We start from the raw sequence: 24731 nt of genomic DNA, 5'->3' as shown, positions 1-24731 counted from the left end.
CTGAAGAGGGTAATGGATAAAAAACAAGGTGGTGTGCAAATGAGTAAGGTAAAACTGATTGTTTTCATCCTAGCTGCTATCTTCTTCTTAGGGGCGATCATCTTTGACTTAACCAGAGGGGACTTTGGCTATATGTTTCTGAAAGCCATCGGCATGGTCATTACAATCGGGATAATTCTTTACAAGTATGCGAATGGGAAAGAGGAAAGTGAGATGTAAGCTACCTTTACACAGAAGATTGTGAGTAAAGCAGTTCAAAAAGGCCAGAGGCAGCAGCCTCTGGCCTTTTTTGTTTTGATTGCACATTCAGCGGTTTGAAAACGATCGTATCGTGATACATACGCTATGTAGTTACCTAAATTTTAAACGTAGGAGTGATGAAATCATGGCAGATCGTTACAAAACTGGAGAAAAAGCACCTGAGAACGGAAAGTATGAATTTGATGGTTTAACAAACGGAAATGGAAGTGGAGACGTAACAGAGGATGAAAAACACATTAGCCTCGAAAGCGGGGAAACGTTCCCTCCTGTACGTTCTAGCAAAGAATCAGCATACTGGAAGAAAGCATAAAAAGGTGGAGCCCTGAAGACTTAGGTCTTTAGGGTTTTTGCTTGGATCAATTATAACCGCCATTAACTCCCCGTTTTCATAATGATCATTCAGTCGAGGAACAAAAGTGAATTATTCCTGAAGTAGAAAGAAGCATAGATCTCTACTTAAATACCTTGTCTATCCTTTCTCGGTCATATCCTAATATCCAATCGTAATATCGCTTATAGAGTTCCCCGATTGTTTCAGGAGAGGCAGCCAACACATCACAACCCCTATCGTCATACACGTGAAATATCGTTTTCTTATTAAGATTTATGAAATACACTCTGTGCTCAATCTTAGGTTTTATCCCCATATCTTGATTACAAATCGCCTTTAACATCTGCTTGTGTTTAAAGTCCGGTGTTTTACACATTAATGTAAATCGATGTGTTTTGAATCTTTCATCTTCGTCGTGATCTTGAAGAATCGATTGATGTCTCACCTTATACAATACGGATTTCTCCTTAACATATGGAGAAAAGTTCCGTAATTTAGGTTTTAAGGGTTTTCCGTCCCCATAATCATTCACATCGACTACAACGAACATGTTATCTGTGTGGGAATGTAAGCACTCAAATAACGTGATCGCTCTGTTGTACACCCCTTGTATGTAGGCAGGATCGTCGTTAGTACTTGCTTCACTTAGTTCCACTCCTAATTGAAATCGAATTCCAATGTCCCAGTTATAAAATAAAGGCGGTTTGAGTTCTAGGTTAGGGTAATTGGACTCCATATACTCATTTAATAACACAACTTCACCCTCTAGCGGTTGTTTTATCAAGTTCCTCTTTAACATCCATGAAAAGCTCATCTAGCGCTTCTCTTCCGAGTAAGCAATCCCATCCATTCAATACAACCTTCTCATAGATAATACATGAATTTTTCGCATCTTTTTAGTTACTGAATGATGAATCTAATACTAGCTCAGCAAAGGCTTCTACGGCTGGAGACAACCACTTTTTCTTCTTTATCAGCATATGGGAATAAAGCGGATCAAGCTGTTCAGTATGCTTGAGGACCTTCAGTTTACCGCTTTCTACCTCTTCTTTTACAGTAATGTAGGGCAACACTGCAAATCCAAGTCCACTTATGACCATTTGTTTGATAGCTTCAATGCTCCACAACTCCATCGTTTGAAACTGATGAATGCCATGCTTTATAAGATATCTTTCGAACATAGTCCGATAACTGCAGCCTTCTTCATTTGTTATAAAAACCTGATTTTCGTCATGTTTATACTCATTAAAATGATCCGGACCATCATTGCTGCTTATAAGAACGATCTCCTCTTTTCTTAACGTATGATGGATGCATTTTTCTAAACTTATTTCTGGGTATACCATCAAAGCGATGTCTACTCGTCCGCTTAATAAATCGGTTTGGTTTTGTCCGCAAGTCCCGTTGGTTAAGATCAGTCTTACTTCCGGATACCTTATGGAAAATTCTCTTATGATCGGTCCTAAACGAGAGATGGTTAATGACTCTGGAGCCGCAACTCTTAATACACCTTTAACTTCCCGGCTGTTTTGTATGTTTTTAATCTGTTCATGAGTAGAGAGTAAATCTTCTGCTAAAGGAATTAATTCTCTCCCCAAATGAGTCAGCTGTAGTTTTCGTTTTACATAAGTAAAAAGCGCCCCTCCGATTTCGTTTTCAAGTGCTTGAATATGAGAGGTTATGGTGGATTGCGTGTAACCTAAATTTGCAGCTGCGCCCGTATAGCTGCCTGATTCTATAATGGATTGAAATGTAATCAAGTGTCTAATTTCCATATCATTTCTCCTTACAGTTTCTTATCTATCGAAAAAAATGATAATACTTTTTATAATTTCAATTTTATTTATCGATATGACCATCTTACAATAAAAGCTATCAGAAAGTAAATTTAGTAAGTGAAGGTGAATGATATGAGCATGTTAGCGTTTCTTTCATATGTGATTATTACGTCGATCACACCTGGACCCAGTAACATTCTAATGATGAATGAAGCAAGGCGTTTTGGATTTACAGGGGCATGGCAATTTAATAGCGGCATCATGACAGGATTTGCCGTCCTCGGAGTAGTCAGTGCACTATTCACAGCAGGCCTCTACAATTGGATTCCTATCGTAGAGCCCTACTTTAAACTAGCTGGTGCCGTCTACCTTCTTTACCTCGCTTGGCAGGTGAGTCTGTCTAATAAGCAAAAGAAGGATACTGAAGAAGTTCATTCTTCTTTTTTATCAGGTTTCATTTTTCAAGTGATTAATATCAAAAGTATTTTGTTCTTTTTAACAGTCATGAGTGCCTTTATCTTACCGTTTCACCATTCGCTTTTTTCTATCGTATTCTATTTGATGATCACCATCTTTTTAGGATGGCTAGCATTGCTAGTATGGTCAGCATTCGGTTCTATTTTAAAAACCTTTCTCGCAAAACACGACAGAGCGTTTCGAATGATTATGGGCGGACTACTGATTTATTCTGCAGTTTCAATTTCACTCTAGTGATTCACTTATTAAACAAACCTCTCAACGTAAAGTGAGAGGTTTGTTTTTGTATCAGGTTCTTTGAGGGTAAAGGCCAACTTTTTTTGTTACCCACATCCATCAGCTAAAATCCCATCCGAGTGGAACTGAATGTATCAACCATTACCATCTTTCTCCTTCTCTTCACCCAAATAATTACTGAGAAACTCTTTTTTGTAGGCCAAGGGAGTCATATCCATTTTATTTCGAAACTTACTAATGAAATAACTTGTACTATTGAATCCTACTTCATAGCCTACGTCGGTCACATTAGCGTCAGGTTGCTGAAGAAGAACTAAACTCTTCTGGATACGATAATCCAAAACATAGGTTAACGGTGTCTTCCTTAACATTGCTTTAAAATATCGACAACATTCAGCCCGGCTTAAGTGTCCGGATCCTGCAATATCATCTAACGTGATTTTTTCTCCATAGTGATGATGTATGAACGTTACCATTTGCTTCATCCGACTTTGTTTTACAGCTTCTACTTCGTCGTACTCTAATGGCAGACCATTCATAATAAGTTCTTTCCACATTTGGTTTATCACCATAAACGTATCAAGTTCAAAATATGGGGCTTTTTCTTCAATTAAAAAATGAACGCTAAGAATCGAGTTCAATATATTTTTCTCCCAGGAACTCTTTGTTCCGATGAATCGGTAAGGCAAATTCGTTGCTTTAATATACGGAAAAACATATCTCGAATAGAGTTCATGTGGCAGCACATAATGAGGTGAAACATTTAAGCAAATATAGTCACAGCCTGTTTGCAGGTTTTCTTCAGCCATGTGCAACTGACCACTATTTATGAATAAGCCTTCTCCCTCTTTCAATACAACCTTCACTTCATTTATTTGAAAGATTCCTTCCCCTCTCCTAACAAGTACAAATTGTACTTCCTCATGCCAATGGAGGGGGATATACCCATTTACATTTTTGGAAATTGTCGTTTCATAACAGGCGATCGGTAATTCGATGGTACGGTGCTTTGTCAGTTCTTTTAATTCTTCGTCTAACTTAAAATCTTTTATCTGCAAACTACCACCTCAATATATTTATATTTTTAGATTCAATATGACTATAAACTCCGCTTTTTTTCAACTATTATATCATTATCTTTATAGTATTGAGGTGAATGCATTTGATAGAAAGACATATTAGAAGCAAAGGGTTACTGCTGGTTATAACAGGTGCTGTCTTTTGGGGAGTAGGGGGCACGGTTTCACAAAAACTTTTCCAAGATTTCGCGATCAATGTCAATTGGCTCGTAACCATTCGTTTACTTTTAGCAGGGATTTTACTGTTGGCTGTTCAATCATTAAGGAAAAACAGCTTAAGCATGATTAGGATCTGGAAGAATAAGCGCAGTGCTGGTCAGATCGTCATTTTTGGATTATTTGGCATGCTGGCGGTCCAATACACTTATATGGCTTCTATTAATTATGGAAATGCTGCTGTTGCTACACTGCTGCAATATCTCGCTCCAGTTATGATCATCGTTTATTTGTTCTTTCGGAAACAAACTTCTTTCAATAAATACGATGGGATGACTGTCTTTCTTGCTTTACTCGGGACCTTTTTATTACTTACCAACGGATCGATTTCTGAACTATCGGTGCCTGGGATCTCTATCTTTTGGGGCATTTTATCGGGGGTAGCCCTTGCCTTTTACACGTTATATGCTATTCCTTTACTTAGAGAATTTGATTCCCTTGTTGTTGTTGGATGGGCAATGATTATTGGAGGAATATGCTTAGGGTTTATACACCCTCCCTGGCGAGCAGAATTTTCAACCTTTACAGTTGAGATTTATATGTATCTTATCTTTGTCATTATATTTGGTACAATGGTTGCGTTTTGGTTTTACATTGAAAGCCTTAACTATCTAATGCCTAAAGAAACAAGTTTAATTGGTAACTTGGAACCACTTTCCGCGGTATTAACGATGGTTATCTGGTTAAGTGAACCCTTTGGCTATTTTCAATGGATCGGTATGACCTGCATCATCGGTATGACGCTATTCCTTTCCATTAATAAAAAAGGTGCTCCAAAAACAGCCGGATGAATAACAAATTCCTCAGCGATGACGGAACGCTTTGATGAATGAGTCTGTAAACTAGTGAAGGGACAAGCTCACGTGCTCCTTGTCCCTCTCTATCTAAAACACTATTTGACTTTATAAACGTTATGGATTCACCCCTCTAAATCTGACCCCGCCCCTCACACTACCTACTAACTTAGCACCTTCCCTATTCACTCTTTCTATTTCCTCTACCTTTTAACGGCTTTTCTTTTTTCATAAACATCTACGATTCCCTTGACTTACCGCTCTTCAATAACCTGAATGAACTAGATTTGATAAGGAAACATTGGACAGAGAAAGACTACCTTTTCTACAGCACGAAGTACTGTAGAAAAAAGCAGACGTCCTGAATGGTACTGAGTTTGTCTGAGGGGGCCACCGTATCACCCAATTTGAACGCTTGAATTCCTTCAACAGAGAGCTTTCTACACATGAAACCAGTCCCATGTGCGTCGTCTTCTCCCTGCTACCCGTACCGTAGTACGCCTGGTTACCTCACCGAACCATTAGGGCTGTTCACGCCATAGTCTCCCGCCGCAGAAATCGGGAACTGCGTGTTCTGCGGGAACGCTAAAGTTATTTCATCGGCTTCAGCTAACCTGTCAAGTTTAGATTTAAAACGTGTTACTAGGGTTCCACGTTCTGAACAGCTTTCAGAAAAAAGACATTACGAAAGACACCTCGCACCATTCTGCTTTTTTGAAAATGGACGAGGACTTGTTCACTATGAAGTTGGTATTTCAATATGTATAAGCGTGAGGTGGTGAGGGAGCCCTCACCATCCTCCTGTTAGTGATCGTTACGTAACGAGATATTCTCTGGCAGCTGTAGAATCGTATCGTTCAGCGTGTCGAGCTTCTGTTCGATGCGGTGAAGCAAGTAGAGCGTCACCACGACCGGAAAACCAACATCACTGATGAGTGTCATCCAAGACTCCACGACAATCCCTCCTTTTTTTAGCTACTGGAAAAAGAGAGAGCAAGTGCTCTCTCAGGTAGATTAGATGATCACGTCGCTCGTGTTACGTTCAACGATTCTTGCGCCTCGTTTTGATACAAGATCACCACCGCTAGTAGAGAAGATGTTCTGTTGAAGCAATGTGTCCATCGCAGCGGAGATCGCTGCTGCATCTACCGGCTCGACCGGATCGTTAAGTGAGATCGAGAACGGCTTGTTGTCAGCGTTAAGAAATTGAAGTTCAAGTGTTTTTGCCATGTCGGGTACCTCCTCCCTTATTTAGTTGGATAGCGTACTAGCCTAGTAGATCAGAAGAATCATTGCGCTCAACCGCAAACATCGTGTGCTGTTGTAGTGGAGCTAGCGCTGCTGCAACGGTGAACAATGCGTCCGTCGAAGCTGTGACTTTGATGTTGTTGAAGTTCTTGCTGCGAAAGATCGTCTTACCTTTCTCATCGACTCCAACGTCAAGTACCATACGAAGCTGCGTGCTATTAAGAGAAGCTGTTGCCATGTGTGTCACCTCCTTTCGCTTTCACCCTATATATCGAAACGAAAGCGCAAAAAGGGGCATGTCCAAAAAAAAGATTCGGGTGCCTGTCACTCCCCGAATCCTGTCGAACGCAAGAAAGGGCGTTATGAGATAATCTCATAACACCCTCTTCACCTCATATTTAGTTATTGGCTATGAAACTCATTTTTCTTGGACAAGTGAGTATTTCGTAATGTATGCCCCTACCAACAATAAGATGATGTTTAGGGACCATATGAACACTCCAAGAAGATCAAACCACATTCCGAACAAGTTGATGATGGCGATTGAAAAGAAGCAAATCGGTGTTAGCGCACTCTTCAATCCAGTTTGCCCCGCCTTTCTTCGTTTCTTTATAACGAGAACGATTGAAGCAATAAGAACGATCGCGAGTAATAGTGACATGATGGTTGTGAACATAAGCGCTTCCTCCTGATAGGCTAAAGATCTTCTACCTTATCTACGGCTTACCCCATCATAAAGTTCCCTATGGAGTGCCTGTCACTCCCCGAATGGTGTCGAACTCACCTTCGTTATCCACTTCCCAAAAATTAGACGCAAGTCATCCAATCCAATAAAAGCCCGTTTGCATATACTTTAAGATAGATTATGAAAGGTGGTTAATTCGGTTGTCTCTTTATTTAGTCGTCAGAAACCCTTCTATCGTCGATACGGATGTACAAAACATCTTGTCTATCTGTGTATTCTCAATCGACTGCAATCCAACATTAAATACAAACGTTCTCGTTTCATTGGGCAATCCCGATCAGGCCCAGAATATTGATTTATTCTTTATGGATGGTACACCGATCACGTTCGATAGCCTCGGTACGTTTGTGTTCGAGGGCGTTAACCCGGATACGTGCGCAACGATCCTCGGTACATTTAGAGAACTTGGCAACTACGAGTTTCACTTCGCATTGTTAGAAGAAACATCGAACGCACCGATCGATCGGGTATCAGAGACGGTTCGTGTTATTGGCGAGAGTAGCGGAACGATTCGAACACCAGAGCCTCAAGTAGCTCCAAGTACTAATAACGAACGAACAAAGAACGGTCGAAGCGAGAACGGTCAAACCGACCTGGCTCAGAAGCTCCAAATGAAGCAGCTGCAAAATAGCTCCTCCAAAAAGAGTAAATACAAGAGACCAAAGGTCATCAAGAGTTCAAAGCAATGAACGCTTCCCACGTATAAGAGAGCTTATCCAAGCAGGGTAAGCTCTCTTATATTGAAGGATACAAAGGACAAGAACATAGTTCTCTAGAAACTAGACCCCTAACTAGTCCAAATAAAGTTACGTACATATGATAATAGAGAAGTTTGACATGAAAAGAGGAAATCATATGACGAGTCCCGTTTCAGGGTATATCACCGATAACCGAAATCTAGTCGGTGGAAAAGGTACACCAAATTTGTTTTTTGATATAAACAACAGCGTGTTGTTTGAAAGAGATCCAGAAAACATCGTCTATCTTTTATCTTCCACACAGATGCCTGCCATGATCGGAGGATCTGTCGCAGAACTAAATATGTCGAAGGGGTTTATTAGAGAACCTCACTGGCATCCGAACGCATGGGAGTTGGACTACCTTATTTCTGGTTCGGCAACCATTGGCATTCTTGACCCTAACAACAATAAACTACAAACGTACAAGCTGACAAAACCAGGCGAAACGGTGTTCATCCCAATGGGTTACTGGCACTGGATCTCAGCTGATTCTGACGATACAAAACTGCTTCTATTCTTTAACAATGATCAGTTTCAAACGCAGGAAGGTTCTACGATGTTAACGCAAACGCCACTTCCTGTTTACGAACAAGCATACAATATTGAGCCGAAGAAAATGGCTGCAGCGCTAGAGCCGATCGAAGGTGCTGGCGCAGTCGTCATCGGACCGCCACCTCCACTCTCAAGGAAGCGAAAATAACAGAAAACCATAGCGAGCGAGCCCGTTCACTATGGTTTATTTGTTACAAATAACACCTATCGATAAACACTCGCACACGTGCCGCCTTCTGGCTCGTAGTAACAGTGGTTTTTGTATTGACCAGAGAACGGCTGACCGTACCATGTTGAAGGACATGGCCCGTAAGGATTGAAGTACCAGAGCGCGTATTTCCCTGGATGTTGCCTCCAGTAATCCAAATTTTGTTTCGCTAATCGCTTCTCAGATTCTCGCGCTCGATGGTAGAAAACGTTCCCTTTTTGGACAGCTTCAAATGAATAGTTGCCTCCCTGAACCTGATAGATCACCTGAGGAATGGTTCGTAACCCCTGGAAATCCAAACAATCGGCCTGCGCACGATTGACGATGACGTTTCCTACATAGAGCATCCCCTGTTTCCCTTCTCCTTCGGCTTCGGCTCTCATCATCCTTGCCATCAAGGCAACATCTGAATCTTTGTACTTTACTCTTGGCATTTTCCTCACCCCAAGATAGTGTATGATGAATGCCCATGGTGATGTCACTAATCCATGAAAGAAAAGTAGCGATGGGCTCGTCATCAAAATTCAAACCGCTCTGTATTCTCATCACCCGTTGCCATGTTTTTCACGTTGTACGTTCCGTTTTTCACTTCCTCTTCACCAATGATGATCACGTAAGGAATGCCTTCTCGATGCGCTTTATTCATCGCTTTCCCTACCTTCCGTCCGCTCATATCAACCTCAACACGATTTCCTTTGTCCCTGAAAGCCTTCGCAAGCTTCAACGCCTGCACCCCTGTGTTTATTGGGATGATAACATACTCGATCGCGCTCTCTTTTACCTCAATCTCCTCTTTCATCGCCGTATAAATGACGTCCAGTCCAAAAGAAATTCCGACCGTCGGAAGCGGCTCATCACGTCCGATCAAGCCAGCGACCGCATTGTCATACCTTCCCCCGCTTCCGATGCTCGATGTTACGCTGCCGCTCCTCAAAAACACTTCATAAATCGTTCCCGTGTAAATATCCAACCCTCTCGCTAAAAAAGGATTGAAGACGCATTTCTCATCGATACCGAGATACATTAAATAAGATTGCAATTCCCTAAGCTCTTCAATCCCTTCTCTCAGTACGTTCTCAGACTCACTGAACCGTTCAAAATAAGAAAGCTCCGTATTCCCCTCCTCTTCAAGAAACTGCTTGATCGCCGTTACACGCTGAGGTGATACTTCTTTGTCTTCTAGCTCGTTCACCACAGCGTCCACACCAATCTTCGGCAGCTTATCAAGTGTTAATATCACATCGTTCACCCTGTCACGCGGCGTTCCGAAAACGTTCAGCATGCCGATCAACAGCTTCCGATTGTTGTACTGAATCACCACATCGAGGTTTAACCGACGATAGCCTTCTAACCCCATCATCATCAACTCTGCTTCAGCAAGCTGTGTATCCACACCAACGATATCAACATCGCACTGCGTGAACTCGCGGAACCTCCCCGCTTTGATGGGACCGTCTCGAAATACCTTTCCGATCTCGTACCGTTTAAAAGGCATGCTTAAGGATGGATTCATCGCCACCACTTTTGCGAACGGAATCGTCAAGTCATATCGTAACGCAAGGTCTCGATTTCCCCGATCCGATAATCGATACATCTCCTCCAAAATCTCATCGCCACCCGCGTATTTCGAAGCCATCAAGCTCGTTTCATTCAAGATTGGCGTCTCAAGCGGCTGGCATCCGTATTGAATGAACAAATCTTCAAGCGTTCGGACGATCTCCCTTCTTACCCTCTGATCCTTAGGCAAAAAATCCTGCGTTCCTTTTACATTTTGAAAGCTCTTCATATCCATTCCTCCTAAAAAAGTATAAAAAAACCGCATCGATTTAAGTTCGTCACTTAATCGATGCGGTTTCATGAAGAATAGCCTTCCTATGTGCGATTTCTTTTTAGAAAATCGGATAGCAAGGCTAGTTGTTATGATGAAGTTGTGTGAATGACAATCGTTCGTTGACCATGTGAACTCACACCTTTTCCTCTATTTCAAATTACATTATCAAAACCGTGCTGGAAAATCAATGCAAAAGTTGTATGTAAAATAGTCTTGCGATCAAGATGGAAAACAAAACGAGCACGATGCCATAAAACAGCTTCACGTTCTTACCTGCTCTTCGATCCATACGGCTTTTCTTCACGCTTTTTTACCTATCACAAAATCGGCTTATTGCTGTCGTTATCTCAAAACAAGAAGCATGCCAATTCTTCGTGTCCCTTCTTAAAAAAATTGGTCTGTACACGTATATTTTTATCGAAAATCACCGAACATGGAGGATACTTATTGAATAAAATAAGAAATAATGATTACGGAGATGATCGGTGTGTGGGTGATCACAGTACTCGAAGACAACGGTGCTCGGACCACGTTAGATGTTTGTTTCAGTACGTACAAAGAAGCTGCGTCTTATGCAGAAAGAGCTAACTTTCCATCGTTTACGATCAAAGTTGCAACGCGATAACGACCTTGGAAACCGCACCTTATTAATGGCAGTGCGGTTATTTTATTTTACCCATCTATTTCCCGTACAATGTTAAAAGATCATCGAACCTTTCGATCACATCGTCATACTCACTCACTTGACCAAACCCATACTTTGCATAAACAAAAGGAATCTGAGCGAACCTGGCAGCCTTTCTGTCCCCTTCCGTATCGCCTACATAAACAGGATTATGAAGGTTGTTTCGTTCCATGATCAACTTAATGTTTTCACCCTTTGAAAGCCCTGTTCTACCCGGGTTTTCATAATCTAAAAAGTGTTCACCTAGTTGATGATAGTCATAAAACACCTCGATATACCCATCCTGACAGTTGCTTACGATATAAAGCTTGTACGACTGAGCAAGAACCTTGAGAACCTCAGGAACGTTCTCATAAAGAGATCCACCTTTTTCGGCAATCGTACCTAGTTCATTCTTCCCGCATGCATCGATGAGTTGTTTTCTTTCTTCTTCACGAACATCTGGAAAAAACATTTTACTGATCTGATCCATCTGCAATCCCATCGACCGTTCGAAATCTTCACGCGTTAGCTGTTTGTCCGTGTGAGGACTTTGACTGATACTCTCATTCCAAGCATCGATCACCGTATCGATCGGATCCCATATCGTTCCGTCTAGATCAAAAATTATACTATCCATATGTATTTTCTCCCCTCTAAGCTATTGTTGTTCAGTATATAGTAGATGGATTCATTTGGAAATACTCGGGCCATACGATTGATCTCTCACTACAACTGTTTCAGGTACGAAGCGAATCAAAACATTCTCTTCATCCTGGTGCTGAAACCTTTGGTCCCAAACCTCTTTATTTTCACCTAAGTATTTTGACAGTAAGCGCTCTGCTAGTGCTTGATCGAACGGTTCGACCGTCGCTTTTCCTCTAAAACCGGCGTGCCATACTTTCCCCTTGTTGTGATCAAAATCAACGATTCCAATGGCACACTTCGGTTCTTCCTTAAGCCGTAACGGGAAGGTGTTTCCGGGGTTGCCGATCATCCATAAACACTCGTCTTCCCAGTGAAACCACACCGGTGATTCTCTTGGTCCATTTTCAGATGATGTTGAAAGATGAGCGAATAAAGGTTTGTCTAACAACATACGCAGCTCGAACGTTCGCTTTCCGTTGACAATTCTCATGATACCCTCCTATCTATGGGGTCAGGTACGTACCTGACTCCGCCTTCTAACAATTATTTCAAACCGGCAACCAACCCTCAACAATTGAAAAAAAGACATTTCCACATTAACGGAAATGTCTTAACAGCATTTTAATGAATCGATGGCTCGAGTGCGACTGCTGGTCCAAAGAATTCATAATGCATTTGTTCTTCTTTCACACCGAGCGATTCAAGGGCTTCCCTCACCGCTTTCATAAAAGCTAATGGGCCGCAGAAATAATAATGTGTTTCCTGATCAAACGTAAGAATTTCTTTTAGCCATTCACCTGTTACATAGCCTTCTTTATTAAACAATCCCATCCTTCGATCTTCACTCGTAGGCGATTCATAGCACGTATAATAATCAAGAGCAGAGTGATCCAGTGCCCTCACTTCCTTATCGAATGCATGAACATTTCCATTGATCGCCGCATGAATGAACGTCGTGTTTCTGTTCTGTGTTGCACTAGCCTTCACCATACTCATTAGTGGCGTGATCCCTACTCCACCACTCAATAGAACGATTGGATTCGTACCTTCTTCTAAATAAAAGTCTCCTGCTGGTGCAGTAACGCTCAGCGTATCGCCTTCTTTTACCCCTTCATGCAAAAAGTTTGAAACGATGCCATCAGGCTTCGTAGGGTTTTCTTCCTTTTTCACAGAAATGCGGTAGTACGGTTTACCCTGAACATCTGAAAGACTATATTGACGGATGTGCGTGTAAGTATCTCCCGGTATGTTTACTTTGACACTGATGTATTGCCCTGGTTTGAACGGTGCGAGCGGTCTACCGTCAACAGGTTTTAAATAAAATGAGGTGATCACGTCACTCTCTTGCTCTTTACGCTCCACTACGAAGGTGCGATCGTTACGCCAGCCACCTACCTGTGCCTCTGCTTCTTTATACATTTCTTCCTCAACGTCGATGAACACACTTGCGATGACGCCGTACGCTTCTTCCCATGCGCTCAAAATCTCATCTGTCGCCGCATCCCCGAGCACTTCTTTAATCGCTTTTAATAAATACTCCCCGACGATTGGATAATGTTCTGGTTTCACACCAAGACTTCGATGCTTATGCGCAACTTGTTTCACGACAGGAAGGATCGATTCCAACTGATCAATGTGCTTCGCTGCTGCGTAAACGGCATTCGCTAACGCTTGCTGTTGACGTCCTTGCTTTTGGTTCGCATGGTTAAAGATGTTTAACAGTTCAGGATGGTTTGTGAAAAGCATGTCATAGAAACGTGTCGTGATGGCATTTCCGTGGACTTCCAACACAGGCACAGTCGATTTGATGGTAGCAATCGTTTTAGGTGATAGCATAAGAAAACCTCCATAATTTTAAAGAAGTATTTTGTTTACATCTTTATGGTAAAGGGGATCTCTTTTTAAAGCAATATAAAAAATACATCTTTACGAAAGTGTTCACATTTCGTTTAAAACCTTACAGAAGTTTTCATAATGGCAGATGTGCTAAAATAAAGGGAAAGTGGACTGAAATGAGGATGAACGATCGTGCGTTTAAGAAATTATACGGATTACTCATTAAGAATGTTGATCTATCTTGGGAGTATGAAGAATGATAAATTAGCGAGCATCCAGGAAATCGCAGATGCTTACAATATCTCGAAAAACCATTTGATGAAAGTCGCTCATGAGCTCGGAAAGAAGAAGTATATCGAAACGATCCGAGGAAGGTACGGCGGACTACGACTCGCAAAACACCCTAAAGACATAAACGTTGGGGAGATCGTACGAAGCATGGAAGAAGATTTTCATCTAGTCGAATGCTTTGACCGAGAAACGAACACGTGCATCATCACACCCGCGTGTCAATTGAAGCATGTGCTCAACGACGCACTGCAAGCTTATTTTAAGGTTCTAGATGGCTATACGCTCGATGATCTTATCGTGAATGATGACACCCTGCGACAATTGTTCGATCTCAATAAGGGAGAATAAAGCTGCCGAATCGGCAGCTTTTTCTATGCCTGCGTATAGATCATCACGAAATGTAGAACGGCCCGAGCTGAGTCTGGATTGATGTAAGCATGCTCTTGATCAGCCTGAAACTTGATCGAATCATACCGTTCTAGCTCATAGATCTCATTTTGCACCCTCACGTTCACACGGCCTTCCATCACAGTGATATACTCGATTACACCTTGCTGATGGGCATCTGCGCTGTACTCACTGTTCGGCTCCAGAAACGCTCGATGCGTTTCCAATGAACCGTACCCCTTCATGTTGAACATCGGTTCAAGGACTAAAGATTCATCTGCGCTAAGCACTTTCTGCCCTTCATGTTTCTTCGATATCACCACGTCTTGTTTTTCTGCGAGCAGCGATGAAATCGGAATCGCGAGTCCATTCGCAATCTTCCAGATGATCGTTAACGATGGATTCGCTTCCCCTCTTTCAATTTTCCCTAACGTTAAATTGCTAACATCCGTTCGTTCTGCTAGCTCTGATAACGAAAGATTTCGTTCCTTCCTAATCGATCGTAGCGTTGCCCCGACTTGCTTCGATAATTTCTCAGGGTCTCCCCAGTTATTTTTTTCACTCATACGATAACCTCACAATGATTTGATTTTACAAACTACTACATATACTATAATATACATATTATTAACTATACTATACAGAAAAGAGCGATTTTATTGAAAGAGATAGCCCTCGGTATTCTTTCGTCGATGTTTTTTGCCGTTACATTTATCTTGAACCGCTCGATGGAACTTGAAGGTGGAAGCTGGATGTGGAGTTCTTCCCTCCGTTTCCTCTTCATGGTTCCCTTTCTACTCCTCATTGTACTGATGAGAAGCAATCGAAAACAAGTTTTCATCGAACTAAAAAAAGAACCGTGGAAATGGCTGACGTGGAGTTTTGTAGGTTTCGTCCTTTTCTACGCCCCTTTAACATACGCAGCTACGTATGGACCAGGATGGTTAGTCGCTGGCACATGGCAATTCACGATTATCGGTGGGATCCTCGTCGCTCCTTTCTTTTTCAAAGTAGAACGAACCTCCACTGGCATCGTGAAACGACGACACCGCATCCAAACAAAATCACTCGCCATTTCGCTAATTATCTTGATCGGAGTCCTTTTGATTCAACAGCAAAAAGCGAGTGAGCTCACGATCGTTCAGATCATGATCGGCATCGGTCCTGTTATTTTAGCAGCATTCGCATACCCACTCGGAAACCGCAAGATGATGGAGTTATGTGAAGGAAAGCTCGATACGTTTCAGAGAATACTGGGGATGACGATCGCTAGTTTGCCATTTTGGTTGATTATTAGCGGGGTTGCAGTCGCCAAAGTTGGCTTACCGAGCACGAGTCAAGTGACACAATCGTTTATCGTCGCGATTTGTTCAGGCGTCATCGCGACAACGCTATTCTTCATCGCAACGAATCGCGTGAAGCATCACCAAGGAAAGCTCGCAACAGTGGAAGCCACGCAGTCGACCCAGATTCTATTTGTAATCATGGGTGAGACGCTCCTGTTAACAAGTCCACTCCCAACTGGACTCGCTTTAGTAGGCGTTCTGTTCATCATCTTAGGAATCATTGTTCACACGTTTAATATGAAAAAGATGAGTACGGTTGCGGTACCGAGAGCGTCGAAAGCACATTGATTTTGAAAAGGAAAACCTGCTTTACCGGATAAAAGCTCCCTCTCTCTGTTCAAGTGCATCTTCTAACCATCTCGGATGCATCGTTAATAAGTTTTCCGGAAGCTTAGATGCCTGAAAGAACTTCACGTCAAGTGATTCGTCTGAATTGGACCTGAGATCTCCACCTATGATTTCAGCGAGAAAGCACGTTGTAATAAAATGAACGACTTTTCCATCTGGGTAGTGAAATACTTGTGAGGACGGCTCCGAATAAACGCCGATCAGCTTTTTAACCGCAACATCTAAATTCGTTTCTTCTTTCACTTCTCTTACCGCTGCCTCAGTAACCGTTTCTCCAATCTCGACATGCCCAGAAGGAATACCCCAAAGTCCTACATCCTTCCTTTTTTGAAGCAGCACGTCATTGTTCTCATTCAGAATAATCACCGCTACACCTGCTTTTAACGCATCGATTTTCATCTCAATAACCTCCTTAAAAATAAAAAAAGGCCCGAAGAGAAAGTTTTCAGCGCATGCGAAATACGCTGAACCTTTCCCCTCGGACCTTTTATGTCAATAGGTGCCTTCTACTTTCGTAAAAGATGCAGCCCTCGGTCACAGTCCTATCGAATAGCGGAACCCTAGCTGCAGTTTTCCAGTTCACTACTAGTCTACTACGGATGGAGAGGGGATGAAAGTGTTTTGCGGCAGGGCGTACGTACATTTTGTCCCTTATAAATTGACTTAGAAATGTGTTCGAGCTATAGTTAAAGTAACAAGGGGAGTAGCGGCCGATACGGTTGGTGGATCACCATTACGGTATTTCGATACCTGGTCCATCACGCTAAACTTTTAGTACGCAAGACCTTGGTACAAAACGTGCCAGGGTCTTTTTGTATGCACTGGCAGAGAGGAGTTCACCATGCTAATCCTATCCTTTATACTCGCAGCAGCAGTTGTTGTCATTGCCGCTATTTATCTGAACCAGTTCGGTGACGTCATCAGTAAAAAATCTTCATTGAGCGGTGCAGTCGTCGGTACGTTCTTGATTGCAGGAGCAACGTCACTTCCAGAGTTAACAACGAGCTTAACCGCAGTGTACATCGATAATCCGGATATCGCGGTCGGAAACATGCTAGGAAGTAACGGGTTTAACCTACTAATTCTCGCTGTTGTCGACTTGATCTATCGAAGAAGAAGATTGTTTCAACAAATCGATACGAAGGCCAACGTCCCATCAGCGCTCATCGGTTTACTCTTTTTCGTGATCATTATCGCATCGTTCCTAATTCCCGGTTCCATTTCAATCTTTGGAGTTGGAATCGAAATGATCATCGTCGTTCTCGCTTACGTCCTATGTATGAAATTCATTTCAAGTGATGATGAGAAGCAAGAAGAGATTCCTGCGAAGGATGTCTCCCTTCGAACAGCGGTGATCGGCTTCATCATCGCAGCGGTTGTTGTTTTTGCTTCAGGTAGTCTTCTATCGATCACAGGTGACCGTCTTGCGCAAGCAACCGGCATGAACGCGAGCTTCGTCGGAAGCTTTCTCATCGCTGCTTCTACTTCACTACCAGAGCTCGTGACAGTACTCGCTGCTTTTAAACTAGCAAACTACAACATGGCGATCGGTTCGATTCTAGGAAGCAACCTTTTCAACATCCAACTTCTTGCATTAACGGACATCCTTTACCGAAAAGGACCGATCCTCGCAGCGGTCGATACGTCGAACATGTTCATTGCAGGGCTCGGCCTCGTCATGACGCTCGTGATCATCTACCTACTCGTGCGTCCAGCTCGTACCCTAAGTCAGTGGCGATATGCCGCCCCGTCACTCGTGATGGCTCTGATGTACGTTGTTATTTCATATGTATTGTTCTAATAAAAAGCGTGCTGTCCATGTGGGCAGCACGCTTTTCACCGCTCATCACTTCCTACTTCAACGACTTCCTCCTGCATTGACTCGTGTACGTAACCTTGTTCTTCATAGATTCGGTCTTCCTCTAGGTGGTTCTCATAATAATCAAACTCATCCTCATATTCAACGTTCGATACTTTTCGGATGGGTGAAGTGACCTCTTCACTCGGCATGCCTGATGCTACACGAACCCGACGTGGTAGATGCCGAATCGCAAAGAAAGCTCCAATCATAAAAGTGAGCGCAAACTCGATCCGGGTAAAAAACAAAAGCATCAAAAAAACGATGACGTATAAGACCCAATAAATCGTACTCAACCCCTTTAACTTATTGGATGATGTACCTATCTTATTCATCGATCCGGAGAATCATGTCATTTTTATAACAATGAAAAAGACAACAGCGGACTGTTGTCTTCCTGTTACTTCCTTTTCAAAATGTCATCGACGATACCATACTCTTTCGCTTCTTGTGCACTCATGAAATAATCACGATCCGTGTCTTCTGAAACCTTTTTAATCGGCTGACCTGTTCGATCAGCGATGATTTCGTTGATGTGCTTACGAAGCTTGATGATTCGTTTCGCGGATATCTCAAGGTCCGTCGCTTGCCCCCTCGCGCCTCCGAGCGGCTGATGGATCATGACTTCACTATTCGGGAGAGCGAACCGCTTCCCTTTTGTTCCAGACAGGAGCAGCATCGCTCCGAATGAAGCTGCCAAACCCGTACAGATCGTTTGGACGTCTGGTTTGATGTATTGCATCGTATCTAAGATCGAGAAGCCCGCTGATGTCGAGCCGCCTGGACTGTTGATGTAGAGCGAGATGTCTTTATCAGGATCTTCTGCAGCTAAAAATAAGAGTTGAGCTACAATGCTGTTCGCCATATGATCGTTGATTTCTTCACTCACCATGATGATGCGGTCTTTTAACAAACGTGAGTAAATGTCGTACGACCGCTCACCTCGATTCGTCTGTTCCACTACGTAAGGTATCGCATTCACGTTATTGCCTCCTTCGCTATGCTGCTAATGAGAGGATCATGGAAGGTGACGACAGGCGTGACGCCCTTGGAATGAGGGTTGGGATCAGCTTGATGAATGTGGCAGGGTCTTGAATCGCGATCGCTTTCACTAATGACCGGTACAGCACCTCGTCATAAGCGTTTTGTTCATCAGCGTCCGCTACCTTTTGAACCCTCGATCGGGCTCGGTTCAACAATGCCTTCACACCTGTTTCTGACATCTCTAACAGCTCCGCGATTTCAGAAATTTTATACTGAAACGCTTCTTTTAAAACGAACGTCACGAGCTGTTTTGCGGTTAACGTTAACAGTTTCTCAAGTATTTCAGGATCAACATCGCTTTTTTCAGTTGCCTGCCCCTCAAACCCTTCGTCTGAAACAAGGGTTTCCTTTTCTGCCTTTCTCATGTGATCGATCCACCCATGGTAGGCAATTTTCTTCAAAAGGGCTGGTGTAATCTCGCCTCCATACGTCTTAAAAGCCTTCACTACTGCATCGTGAGCGAGGTCCTCTCCAAGCCATTTGTCTTTTGTGAGAAAGGTGCAGTACGCATACAGCTTCGGCAGCAGGGTCTCTAGCTGCTTTTCCTTACCGTTCTTCATTGAAGGGAATGTCTTTTCCACCATCATCACTCCTTTATCCTCTCACTTCTATAACGGATGAACCTTACTAAAAGATATGGGTGGGAAGAAAACTTTTTTCTACCTTATTTTGGAATGCATACTTGAACCAACCTCTCCTCATCGTACCCTATAGCCCTATGCCAACCAACTTATATGGTTCTTACAAAGCCAATATCTCATAACCGTCTTACTTTATTCATATGTATAGGTGGGAAGGTAGGTGGGTGTGGTGACAGAATCGTTTTCTTCATTAAAGTACCCTGATGATTTACTATCCATTATTCGAAACGGTTTGCCGAATTCCTGTCCTCCTCGACACATCATCATTATCGGGGCGGGTTTGTCAGGATTAGTCTCGGCTTCATTATTAAAAAGGGCTGGTCATCGCGTCACGATTCTTGAAGCAAACAACAGAATCGGTGGAAGAGTGTACACGATTCGAGAGCCTTTTTCAGAGAACAAATACATGGATGCTGGGGCGATGAGAATCCCTGATAATCATGCCCTCGTATTTGAATACATCAAGCGGTTCAAGCTACCTGTTAATCCGTTTAAGAACGCTTCTCTAAATGACTTGATCTATGTGAACAATGTCCTCACGACACGAAAAGAATACGAGGAAAACCCAGATATATTAAGGTTCCCAGTGGATGAAGATGAAAAAGGAAAAACGGCAACAGAGCTTTTTCTAGAGGCCACACAGCCTTTTATCGACCTTTATCAAAACAGCTCAGACGAAGAAAAGGAGAACTTGATCAAGGAATATGGGTCCTACTCAATGGGAAGGTTTTTACGGAGCAACCCCTTCGGACGCCCTCTTTCTCTCAATGCGATAAGAAGCATTGCTGTAATGCTCGGTATCGAAGGATTCCCTAATTTTGCTTTTACTGACATTTTAACTGACATCATCTATCCAATCTTCAGTAATGACATAAAGTTTTATGAGATAAAAGGCGGGAATGATCGTTTGCCGTATGCCTTCTTCAATGAACTGCGATCAGATATTTATTTCAATCGTAAAGTTGAGAAGATTGTCCAGAACGATAAGGGGGTACGCGTTCAAGCGGAGAACCCACTAACTGGGCAACGGTTCAGCTATATAGGTGATGCGGCTATCATTACGTTACCGTTTCCTCTAATTCAATTCATCGATGTATATCCATACGATTCGATTTCGTTCAAAAAATGGCAGGCAATCCGAGAACTGGTCAACGTACCAGCTGTAAAGATCGGAATCGAATTCGGGAGGAGGTTCTGGGAGGATGACGGAGTCGGAAATGCGCTCAGTGATTTGCCAACCCGATTCACCTATGTCCCAAGCCATGCCATCGGTTCGCCTGGTTCTGGTGTGTTGTTGGCGAGCTATAGCTGGGGAAATGACGCTGTCCTTTGGGGCAGTTTATCCGAAGAAGAACGCATTCAGATGGTACTAAAAGACTTAGCGAAGATTTATGGAAGCAAAGTCTACACAGAATATAAGAATTCGGTTACGTTCAATTGGAGCGAGAACCCATACTCCGCCGGTTGCTTTACACTCTTTGTCCCAGGACAGGAAGCCAATTTAGGGCAAATCATCAGACAGCCAGAAGGAAAGCTTCACTTTGCCGGCGAGCACACCTCCTCCTTCCACGGCTGGATGGAGGGCGCCATCCAATCCGGGGTAAGAGCAGCGTATGAAGTGAATAACAGCTGTTGAAGCCTTACGGTGCCTGGTACCACCCGGTTTCTGTCGAAACAAGGGTTCCGAGTCAGCGCTGACTCGGAACCCTTTGCTTACTTCCTTACTCACATGACCTGCATCCATACCACACCAACCGTTACGATACAGAGTAAGAAGAAGGCTGGCATACTGATGAGCTTCACTACTTTCCCCTCCGCATCCCTTCGAACACCTTCATCCCACTGAAACAATTTTCCGTATTGATGATCACTGAACTCTTTCCAATCTGAACGAGATAAACTCGTAAGCGCGTACAGAGCAAAACCAAGTACGATGAATTTGACCACGAGTGGCAATAGATAGATCGCTACGTTGCTCCACCCTACAACCTGCAGGTAGAACTGAAGTTTATCAAACGATCGAACTAGCCACTTCAAGTAGAGATCGAGAATACGTGAGACCGGATCATTTTTTTTAATCCATTTTCCCTTAACAAGTAACGGTCTTCTTCTCTCGATAAGCGGCTTAGAAACACTTCCGCTCGGTCCTAGGAATAGCTTTGTAAAGTGCTGTTTATAGCCTCTCTCAAGAATGACATCTTGAAAAAACGTTCCCTTCAATGTAAGGCGCACACGAATGAGGAGAGAGAGGATAACGGCGAGAACAGCACATACGAATACTAGAATACCTTCACGATCGATTACGGTATGTAAGACGAGAACCGTTCCAACACCAAGGGTGGTTAGTAACCCAATCATCACCCACTTTACCCAAACGATTGAGATGGTGACTTGAAGAAGATGCTTTCCTAACGTCACGATGACACTCATCAAAAGAATATAGGAAGCAAGACTCGCAACCTCAGAAACTGACCATCCCCATCCTACGATGAGTAATGGGAGGAGAACTCCTAACCCAATGATTCCCCATCCGACAGTCCTTACTACTGAAAACAGCGTATACCACTTTTGGTAAGTGACCATCAGCTCAGTATTGCCCATAATGAACACTTGATCTGCCTCTTCTACATATGTTCTGAAGGAAAGTGTCGTTGCAAAGAAAAATAACCCGATCAAAGCGACTTCCTCTGGCACACTCGCTGTCCACTCGGGTGCTTCAATCCACCATGATCGATACATCGCGATGAAGATCACGGTTGCTGGGATAAGGATATACAGAAGGACCGTCCAATCGATCGCTGTACGAAGATCTCGATATTTATAGTCAAAATCGCTTTTGATTCGTTTCCTTAACAGCGAAAGAGCTTTCATCGCTCTTGCTCCAGCAAGGTATCTACGCAGTCAAGCAACGAGCCCGTTTCTTCTCCAGACGTTAACTGAAAATCATGCAGCGATCCTTGCGCCAACAGCGTTCCATCGTTCAAAAGGATGAACCGATCGCAGATTCGCTCAGCCGTATCCAAGACGTGGGTACACATTAAAATACCTGCGCCCCTCTCTCTTTCAATCTCGATAAGCGTTAGAAAATCTTTCGTCGCACGAGGATCAAGTCCAAGAAAAGGCTCATCGATAATATAGAGATCTGCCTTTAACATAAACGCTGTGATCAACATGACTTTTTGCTTCATCCCTTTTGAAAAACTCGACGGATAGTCATCCACCACCTTCTCCATACGGAAATACGCGATCAGCTCTTTCGCCCTTCTTTCCCACTCTTCCCCTCCTTGAGAGGAAGCAGCAGCAAGTTCAAGATGCTCATAAAATGTTAAGTAATCATATAGAACTGGTTGTTCTGGTATGTATGCATAGCGAGCGCCGTCTTTTATCTCAACATTACCTTTCCACCCTTTCAATAGACCAAGTAATGCCTTTATCGTTGTACTTTTCCCTGCTCCGTTACCACCAAGAAGACCGACGAGCTCTCCTGCACCTACGTCAAATGCAATGTTTCGAACCGCCTTCCGATTATCCTGATATCCTGCACTCTCAATCGCTACGTTCAGCATGGTATCACCTCACTTACTAGTACGACTGTGGCAGCTGAAGGTTTCGCGTTTCTGGTTCCGTTTCTATTCTGGTGCCTGGTACCACCCGGTTTCTGTCGAAACAAAAAAAGAGCCTGATACAACAGGCTCTTTCGCTAAGCTATCGAATTAACCAACCTTCTTTTCTTCCTGCTTCGTCTCCCATGCCTCAGTATCTTTAATACCGAGCGCTGTAGGGTTAAACACTGGATTCTTTCCTGCTTTACGCTGTACCTCGTAATCTTTCAGTACCTTCATCGCTACTTTTGCCAGCATGCCGATCGCGATCAGGTTGATGATCGTCATCAGTGCCATGAACAAGTCTGCCATCTTCCATACAAGAGATAGACTTGAAATCGATCCGATCATCACGAATGCCATCGTAAGGATACGGTAGCCAAGAATCGCTGGCTTACTTTCTTTAATAAACTCGATGTTCGTTTCGCCGTAGTAGTAAGAACCGATGATCGAGCTGAATGCAAAAAGGAAGATTGCGACTGAGATGAAGATTGCTGCCCATCCACCGATATGAGAGCTTAGTGAGTTTTGCAGCAACTCGATTCCAGATACTTCTCCTGTACGGAACTGAGGAGCAAGTAAGATGATGAAAGCTGTTGCGGAACACACAAGAATCGTATCGACGAATACACCTAGAGACTGGATAAGTCCTTGCTTCGCCGGGTGTGACGTTGTTGCAGTAGCTGCAGCGTTTGGCGCACTACCCATACCAGCTTCGTTCGAGAACAAACCACGTTTTACACCGTTCATGATCGCTGCACCGATCGCACCACCGACAGCTTGCTCAAATCCAAATGCACTTTGTACGATTAATCCGATGACGGCAGGAAGTTCAGTAATGTTGATCAACATCACAATGATCGCAATCGTAAGATAAAGCACTGCCATTACTGGAACGATGATACTCGATAAGTTCGCGATACGGTGTACCCCACCGAAAATAACGAGACCTGTCACAACCGTAATCACTACCCCAACCATAATACGGTTCATGCCGAACGCATTCTCAAACGCTAATGCGATCGTATTACTTTGAACGGAGTTAAAAATGAGTCCGAACGTAATCGCGATTAAGACTGCGAATATGATTCCTAACCATCTTTTCTTTAACCCTTTTTCTATGTAATATGCTGGTCCTCCTCGGAACGCTTTTGTATCTTTGATCTTATAAACCTGAGCTAATGTACTTTCAATAAACGCTGTTGCTCCTCCCAGTAAAGCGACGATCCACATCCAAAAGATTGCACCTGGTCCACCAAGCGTGATCGCTACTGCTACCCCCGCTAAGTTACCAGTACCGATACGAGTCGCTGCTCCAACACAGAAAGATTTAAATGGTGAGATATTTTTCGATCCATCTTTGTATTCCGGTTTCTCAGACATCACCCGGATCATTTCTCCGAAGAAACGAAATTGCACAAAACGAGAAGCCACTGTAAAGTAAATGCCTATACCGAGTAATCCTGCAATAAGTACGTAACCCCAAAGAATGCCATTTGATGCATCGATAATCCCATTCAAAAACCCTTCCATTTACACATTCGCCCCTTTTTGTTAATTCTTTTTAAA

31 protein-coding genes are annotated in these 24731 nt (G+C 43.1%); 11 read left to right on the top strand and 20 right to left on the bottom strand.

All coding sequences use genetic code 11. The features are described from left to right. Window positions 1-39: 39 nt before the first annotated feature. Together PFZ69_RS10540 and PFZ69_RS10535 are read left to right on the top strand one after the other, a co-directional pair. Window positions 40-219, top strand: coding sequence for a hypothetical protein (locus tag PFZ69_RS10540; protein ID WP_270181036.1), 180 nt, complete (start codon window positions 40-42; stop codon window positions 217-219). Between the two features lie 166 nt (window positions 220-385). After that, window positions 386-571 carry a YjzC family protein gene (locus PFZ69_RS10535; protein ID WP_270181035.1) on the top strand — a complete coding sequence of 62 codons (186 nt, stop codon included), beginning with the start codon at window positions 386-388 and terminating at the stop codon, window positions 569-571. Window positions 572-713: 142 nt separating this feature from the next. Here the strand turns inward: PFZ69_RS10535 and PFZ69_RS10530 are convergent, their stop codons facing one another. Together PFZ69_RS10530 and PFZ69_RS10525 are read right to left on the bottom strand one after the other, a co-directional pair. Continuing rightward, window positions 714-1328 carry a DUF3885 domain-containing protein gene (locus PFZ69_RS10530; protein WP_270182020.1) on the bottom strand — a complete coding sequence of 205 codons (615 nt, stop codon included), beginning with the start codon at window positions 1326-1328 and terminating at the stop codon, window positions 714-716. A 160-nt stretch (window positions 1329-1488) separates the two neighbouring features. Then, window positions 1489-2367: a LysR family transcriptional regulator gene (locus PFZ69_RS10525; RefSeq protein WP_270181034.1), complete on the bottom strand. Its 879-nt coding sequence runs from the start codon at window positions 2365-2367 to the stop codon at window positions 1489-1491. Between the two features lie 135 nt (window positions 2368-2502). On the opposite strand from PFZ69_RS10525, the gene PFZ69_RS10520 reads away from it, so the two are divergent. After that, window positions 2503-3081, top strand: coding sequence for a LysE family translocator (locus PFZ69_RS10520; protein ID WP_270181033.1), 579 nt, complete (start codon window positions 2503-2505; stop codon window positions 3079-3081). Between the two features lie 137 nt (window positions 3082-3218). Here the strand turns inward: PFZ69_RS10520 and PFZ69_RS10515 are convergent, their stop codons facing one another. Next, complete coding sequence (locus PFZ69_RS10515; RefSeq protein WP_270182019.1) at window positions 3219-4136, bottom strand: AraC family transcriptional regulator; 918 nt, start codon at window positions 4134-4136, stop codon at window positions 3219-3221. A 113-nt stretch (window positions 4137-4249) separates the two neighbouring features. Between PFZ69_RS10515 and PFZ69_RS10510 the strand changes: the two genes are divergently transcribed. Next, the gene (locus PFZ69_RS10510) at window positions 4250-5170 is read left to right on the top strand and encodes a DMT family transporter (protein ID WP_270182018.1); all 921 of its coding nucleotides are present in this window, start codon (window positions 4250-4252) and stop codon (window positions 5168-5170) included. A gap of 807 nt (window positions 5171-5977) precedes the next feature. Here PFZ69_RS10510 and PFZ69_RS10505 read toward each other — a convergent pair. The 4 genes from PFZ69_RS10505 to PFZ69_RS10490 form a co-directional block, all read right to left on the bottom strand. Then, the gene (locus PFZ69_RS10505; RefSeq protein WP_270181032.1) at window positions 5978-6127 is read right to left on the bottom strand and encodes a YvrJ family protein; all 150 of its coding nucleotides are present in this window, start codon (window positions 6125-6127) and stop codon (window positions 5978-5980) included. A gap of 60 nt (window positions 6128-6187) precedes the next feature. Then, entirely contained in the window at window positions 6188-6403 is a 216-nt protein-coding gene (locus tag PFZ69_RS10500; RefSeq protein ID WP_270181031.1) for a DUF2922 domain-containing protein, read from the bottom strand. Window positions 6404-6440: 37 nt separating this feature from the next. After that, window positions 6441-6659, bottom strand: a complete 219-nt coding sequence (locus PFZ69_RS10495; protein ID WP_270181030.1) for a DUF1659 domain-containing protein — start codon at window positions 6657-6659, stop codon at window positions 6441-6443. A 180-nt stretch (window positions 6660-6839) separates the two neighbouring features. Then, window positions 6840-7097 carry a hypothetical protein gene (locus PFZ69_RS10490; RefSeq protein ID WP_270181029.1) on the bottom strand — a complete coding sequence of 86 codons (258 nt, stop codon included), beginning with the start codon at window positions 7095-7097 and terminating at the stop codon, window positions 6840-6842. Between the two features lie 209 nt (window positions 7098-7306). Between PFZ69_RS10490 and PFZ69_RS10485 the strand changes: the two genes are divergently transcribed. Both PFZ69_RS10485 and PFZ69_RS10480 read left to right on the top strand, forming a co-directional pair. Then, window positions 7307-7855, top strand: a complete 549-nt coding sequence (locus PFZ69_RS10485; RefSeq protein ID WP_270181028.1) for a hypothetical protein — start codon at window positions 7307-7309, stop codon at window positions 7853-7855. 148 nt (window positions 7856-8003) lie between these two features. Continuing rightward, window positions 8004-8606: a cupin domain-containing protein gene (locus tag PFZ69_RS10480; RefSeq protein WP_270181027.1), complete on the top strand. Its 603-nt coding sequence runs from the start codon at window positions 8004-8006 to the stop codon at window positions 8604-8606. 56 nt (window positions 8607-8662) lie between these two features. Here PFZ69_RS10480 and PFZ69_RS10475 read toward each other — a convergent pair whose 3' ends face one another. Together PFZ69_RS10475 and PFZ69_RS10470 are read right to left on the bottom strand one after the other, a co-directional pair. Further along, window positions 8663-9100, bottom strand: a complete 438-nt coding sequence (locus PFZ69_RS10475; RefSeq protein ID WP_270181026.1) for a cell wall hydrolase — start codon at window positions 9098-9100, stop codon at window positions 8663-8665. A gap of 83 nt (window positions 9101-9183) precedes the next feature. Further along, complete coding sequence (locus PFZ69_RS10470) at window positions 9184-10458, bottom strand: histidine--tRNA ligase (protein ID WP_270181025.1); 1275 nt, start codon at window positions 10456-10458, stop codon at window positions 9184-9186. Window positions 10459-10963: 505 nt separating this feature from the next. Between PFZ69_RS10470 and PFZ69_RS10465 the strand changes: the two genes are divergently transcribed. Next, complete coding sequence (locus PFZ69_RS10465) at window positions 10964-11122, top strand: hypothetical protein (protein WP_270181024.1); 159 nt, start codon at window positions 10964-10966, stop codon at window positions 11120-11122. Between the two features lie 55 nt (window positions 11123-11177). Here the strand turns inward: PFZ69_RS10465 and PFZ69_RS10460 are convergent, their stop codons facing one another. From PFZ69_RS10460 to hmpA, 3 genes are all read right to left on the bottom strand, one after another. After that, entirely contained in the window at window positions 11178-11801 is a 624-nt protein-coding gene (locus PFZ69_RS10460) for an HAD family hydrolase (protein WP_270181023.1), read from the bottom strand. 51 nt (window positions 11802-11852) lie between these two features. Beyond that, window positions 11853-12299 carry a pyridoxamine 5'-phosphate oxidase family protein gene (locus PFZ69_RS10455; RefSeq protein ID WP_270181022.1) on the bottom strand — a complete coding sequence of 149 codons (447 nt, stop codon included), beginning with the start codon at window positions 12297-12299 and terminating at the stop codon, window positions 11853-11855. A gap of 131 nt (window positions 12300-12430) precedes the next feature. Further along, complete coding sequence (gene hmpA, locus PFZ69_RS10450) at window positions 12431-13645, bottom strand: NO-inducible flavohemoprotein (protein WP_270181021.1); 1215 nt, start codon at window positions 13643-13645, stop codon at window positions 12431-12433. 192 nt (window positions 13646-13837) lie between these two features. Here hmpA and PFZ69_RS10445 point away from each other — a divergent pair, with 192 nt between their 5' ends. Then, window positions 13838-14284 carry an RrF2 family transcriptional regulator gene (locus PFZ69_RS10445; RefSeq protein ID WP_270181020.1) on the top strand — a complete coding sequence of 149 codons (447 nt, stop codon included), beginning with the start codon at window positions 13838-13840 and terminating at the stop codon, window positions 14282-14284. A 23-nt stretch (window positions 14285-14307) separates the two neighbouring features. On the opposite strand, the gene PFZ69_RS10440 is transcribed toward PFZ69_RS10445, so the two are convergent. Beyond that, window positions 14308-14889: a helix-turn-helix domain-containing protein gene (locus PFZ69_RS10440; protein ID WP_270181019.1), complete on the bottom strand. Its 582-nt coding sequence runs from the start codon at window positions 14887-14889 to the stop codon at window positions 14308-14310. Window positions 14890-14982: 93 nt separating this feature from the next. Here PFZ69_RS10440 and PFZ69_RS10435 point away from each other — a divergent pair, with 93 nt between their 5' ends. Further along, entirely contained in the window at window positions 14983-15957 is a 975-nt protein-coding gene (locus tag PFZ69_RS10435) for a DMT family transporter (protein ID WP_270181018.1), read from the top strand. 21 nt (window positions 15958-15978) lie between these two features. Here the strand turns inward: PFZ69_RS10435 and PFZ69_RS10430 are convergent, their stop codons facing one another. Further along, the gene (locus PFZ69_RS10430) at window positions 15979-16416 is read right to left on the bottom strand and encodes an NUDIX domain-containing protein (protein ID WP_270181017.1); all 438 of its coding nucleotides are present in this window, start codon (window positions 16414-16416) and stop codon (window positions 15979-15981) included. Between the two features lie 442 nt (window positions 16417-16858). Between PFZ69_RS10430 and PFZ69_RS10425 the strand changes: the two genes are divergently transcribed. Further along, a complete protein-coding gene (locus tag PFZ69_RS10425) occupies window positions 16859-17818 on the top strand; it encodes a sodium:calcium antiporter (RefSeq protein WP_270181016.1) in 960 nt (319 codons plus the stop codon). Between the two features lie 35 nt (window positions 17819-17853). Here the strand turns inward: PFZ69_RS10425 and PFZ69_RS10420 are convergent, their stop codons facing one another. The 3 genes from PFZ69_RS10420 to PFZ69_RS10410 all read right to left on the bottom strand — a co-directional run bounded on the left by PFZ69_RS10420 (window position 17854) and on the right by PFZ69_RS10410 (window position 19506). After that, entirely contained in the window at window positions 17854-18171 is a 318-nt protein-coding gene (locus tag PFZ69_RS10420; RefSeq protein ID WP_270181015.1) for a hypothetical protein, read from the bottom strand. Window positions 18172-18275: 104 nt separating this feature from the next. Next, window positions 18276-18857: an ATP-dependent Clp endopeptidase proteolytic subunit ClpP gene (gene clpP, locus PFZ69_RS10415; RefSeq protein ID WP_270181014.1), complete on the bottom strand. Its 582-nt coding sequence runs from the start codon at window positions 18855-18857 to the stop codon at window positions 18276-18278. Between the two features lie 16 nt (window positions 18858-18873). Continuing rightward, the gene (locus tag PFZ69_RS10410) at window positions 18874-19506 is read right to left on the bottom strand and encodes a sigma factor-like helix-turn-helix DNA-binding protein (protein WP_270181013.1); all 633 of its coding nucleotides are present in this window, start codon (window positions 19504-19506) and stop codon (window positions 18874-18876) included. A gap of 214 nt (window positions 19507-19720) precedes the next feature. On the opposite strand from PFZ69_RS10410, the gene PFZ69_RS10405 reads away from it, so the two are divergent. Next, window positions 19721-21196, top strand: coding sequence for a flavin monoamine oxidase family protein (locus PFZ69_RS10405; protein ID WP_270181012.1), 1476 nt, complete (start codon window positions 19721-19723; stop codon window positions 21194-21196). A gap of 89 nt (window positions 21197-21285) precedes the next feature. Here PFZ69_RS10405 and PFZ69_RS10400 read toward each other — a convergent pair whose 3' ends face one another. The 3 genes from PFZ69_RS10400 to PFZ69_RS10390 form a co-directional block, all read right to left on the bottom strand. Next, complete coding sequence (locus tag PFZ69_RS10400; RefSeq protein ID WP_270181011.1) at window positions 21286-22431, bottom strand: ABC transporter permease; 1146 nt, start codon at window positions 22429-22431, stop codon at window positions 21286-21288. Beyond that, window positions 22428-23126: an ABC transporter ATP-binding protein gene (locus PFZ69_RS10395; protein WP_270181010.1), complete on the bottom strand. Its 699-nt coding sequence runs from the start codon at window positions 23124-23126 to the stop codon at window positions 22428-22430. Before PFZ69_RS10395 ends, PFZ69_RS10400 begins: the two co-directional genes overlap by 4 nt. 147 nt (window positions 23127-23273) lie before the next feature. Then, the gene (locus PFZ69_RS10390; protein ID WP_270181009.1) at window positions 23274-24695 is read right to left on the bottom strand and encodes an alanine/glycine:cation symporter family protein; all 1422 of its coding nucleotides are present in this window, start codon (window positions 24693-24695) and stop codon (window positions 23274-23276) included. Window positions 24696-24731: the final 36 nt, after the last annotated feature.

Source organism: Alkalihalobacillus sp. CinArs1 (assembly GCF_947387515.1).
Classification (GTDB): Bacteria; Bacillota; Bacilli; order Bacillales; family Guptibacillaceae; genus Guptibacillus.
This window is presented reverse-complemented; position numbering and strand designations above follow the sequence as displayed.

Excerpts from the sequence above, each read along its gene's own strand:
- PFZ69_RS10540 (WP_270181036.1), top strand. The coding sequence starts at position 40 with ATGAGTAAGGTAAAACTGATTGTTTTCATCCTAGCTGCTATCTTCTTC.
- PFZ69_RS10535 (WP_270181035.1), top strand. The coding sequence starts at position 386 with ATGGCAGATCGTTACAAAACTGGAGAAAAAGCACCTGAGAACGGAAAG.
- PFZ69_RS10530 (WP_270182020.1), bottom strand. The coding sequence starts at position 1,328 with ATGGAGTCCAATTACCCTAACCTAGAACTCAAACCGCCTTTATTTTAT.
- PFZ69_RS10525 (WP_270181034.1), bottom strand. The coding sequence starts at position 2,367 with ATGGAAATTAGACACTTGATTACATTTCAATCCATTATAGAATCAGGC.
- PFZ69_RS10520 (WP_270181033.1), top strand. The coding sequence starts at position 2,503 with ATGAGCATGTTAGCGTTTCTTTCATATGTGATTATTACGTCGATCACA.
- PFZ69_RS10500 (WP_270181031.1), bottom strand. The coding sequence starts at position 6,403 with ATGGCAAAAACACTTGAACTTCAATTTCTTAACGCTGACAACAAGCCG.
- PFZ69_RS10495 (WP_270181030.1), bottom strand. The coding sequence starts at position 6,659 with ATGGCAACAGCTTCTCTTAATAGCACGCAGCTTCGTATGGTACTTGAC.
- PFZ69_RS10490 (WP_270181029.1), bottom strand. The coding sequence starts at position 7,097 with ATGTTCACAACCATCATGTCACTATTACTCGCGATCGTTCTTATTGCT.
- PFZ69_RS10480 (WP_270181027.1), top strand. The coding sequence starts at position 8,004 with ATGAAAAGAGGAAATCATATGACGAGTCCCGTTTCAGGGTATATCACC.
- PFZ69_RS10475 (WP_270181026.1), bottom strand. The coding sequence starts at position 9,100 with ATGCCAAGAGTAAAGTACAAAGATTCAGATGTTGCCTTGATGGCAAGG.
- PFZ69_RS10470 (WP_270181025.1), bottom strand. The coding sequence starts at position 10,458 with ATGGATATGAAGAGCTTTCAAAATGTAAAAGGAACGCAGGATTTTTTG.
- PFZ69_RS10465 (WP_270181024.1), top strand. The coding sequence starts at position 10,964 with ATGATTACGGAGATGATCGGTGTGTGGGTGATCACAGTACTCGAAGAC.
- PFZ69_RS10460 (WP_270181023.1), bottom strand. The coding sequence starts at position 11,801 with ATGGATAGTATAATTTTTGATCTAGACGGAACGATATGGGATCCGATC.
- PFZ69_RS10455 (WP_270181022.1), bottom strand. The coding sequence starts at position 12,299 with ATGAGAATTGTCAACGGAAAGCGAACGTTCGAGCTGCGTATGTTGTTA.
- hmpA (WP_270181021.1), bottom strand. The coding sequence starts at position 13,645 with ATGCTATCACCTAAAACGATTGCTACCATCAAATCGACTGTGCCTGTG.
- PFZ69_RS10440 (WP_270181019.1), bottom strand. The coding sequence starts at position 14,889 with ATGAGTGAAAAAAATAACTGGGGAGACCCTGAGAAATTATCGAAGCAA.
- PFZ69_RS10430 (WP_270181017.1), bottom strand. The coding sequence starts at position 16,416 with ATGAAAATCGATGCGTTAAAAGCAGGTGTAGCGGTGATTATTCTGAAT.
- PFZ69_RS10425 (WP_270181016.1), top strand. The coding sequence starts at position 16,859 with ATGCTAATCCTATCCTTTATACTCGCAGCAGCAGTTGTTGTCATTGCC.
- PFZ69_RS10410 (WP_270181013.1), bottom strand. The coding sequence starts at position 19,506 with ATGATGGTGGAAAAGACATTCCCTTCAATGAAGAACGGTAAGGAAAAG.
- PFZ69_RS10400 (WP_270181011.1), bottom strand. The coding sequence starts at position 22,431 with ATGAAAGCTCTTTCGCTGTTAAGGAAACGAATCAAAAGCGATTTTGAC.
- PFZ69_RS10395 (WP_270181010.1), bottom strand. The coding sequence starts at position 23,126 with ATGCTGAACGTAGCGATTGAGAGTGCAGGATATCAGGATAATCGGAAG.
- PFZ69_RS10390 (WP_270181009.1), bottom strand. The coding sequence starts at position 24,695 with ATGGAAGGGTTTTTGAATGGGATTATCGATGCATCAAATGGCATTCTT.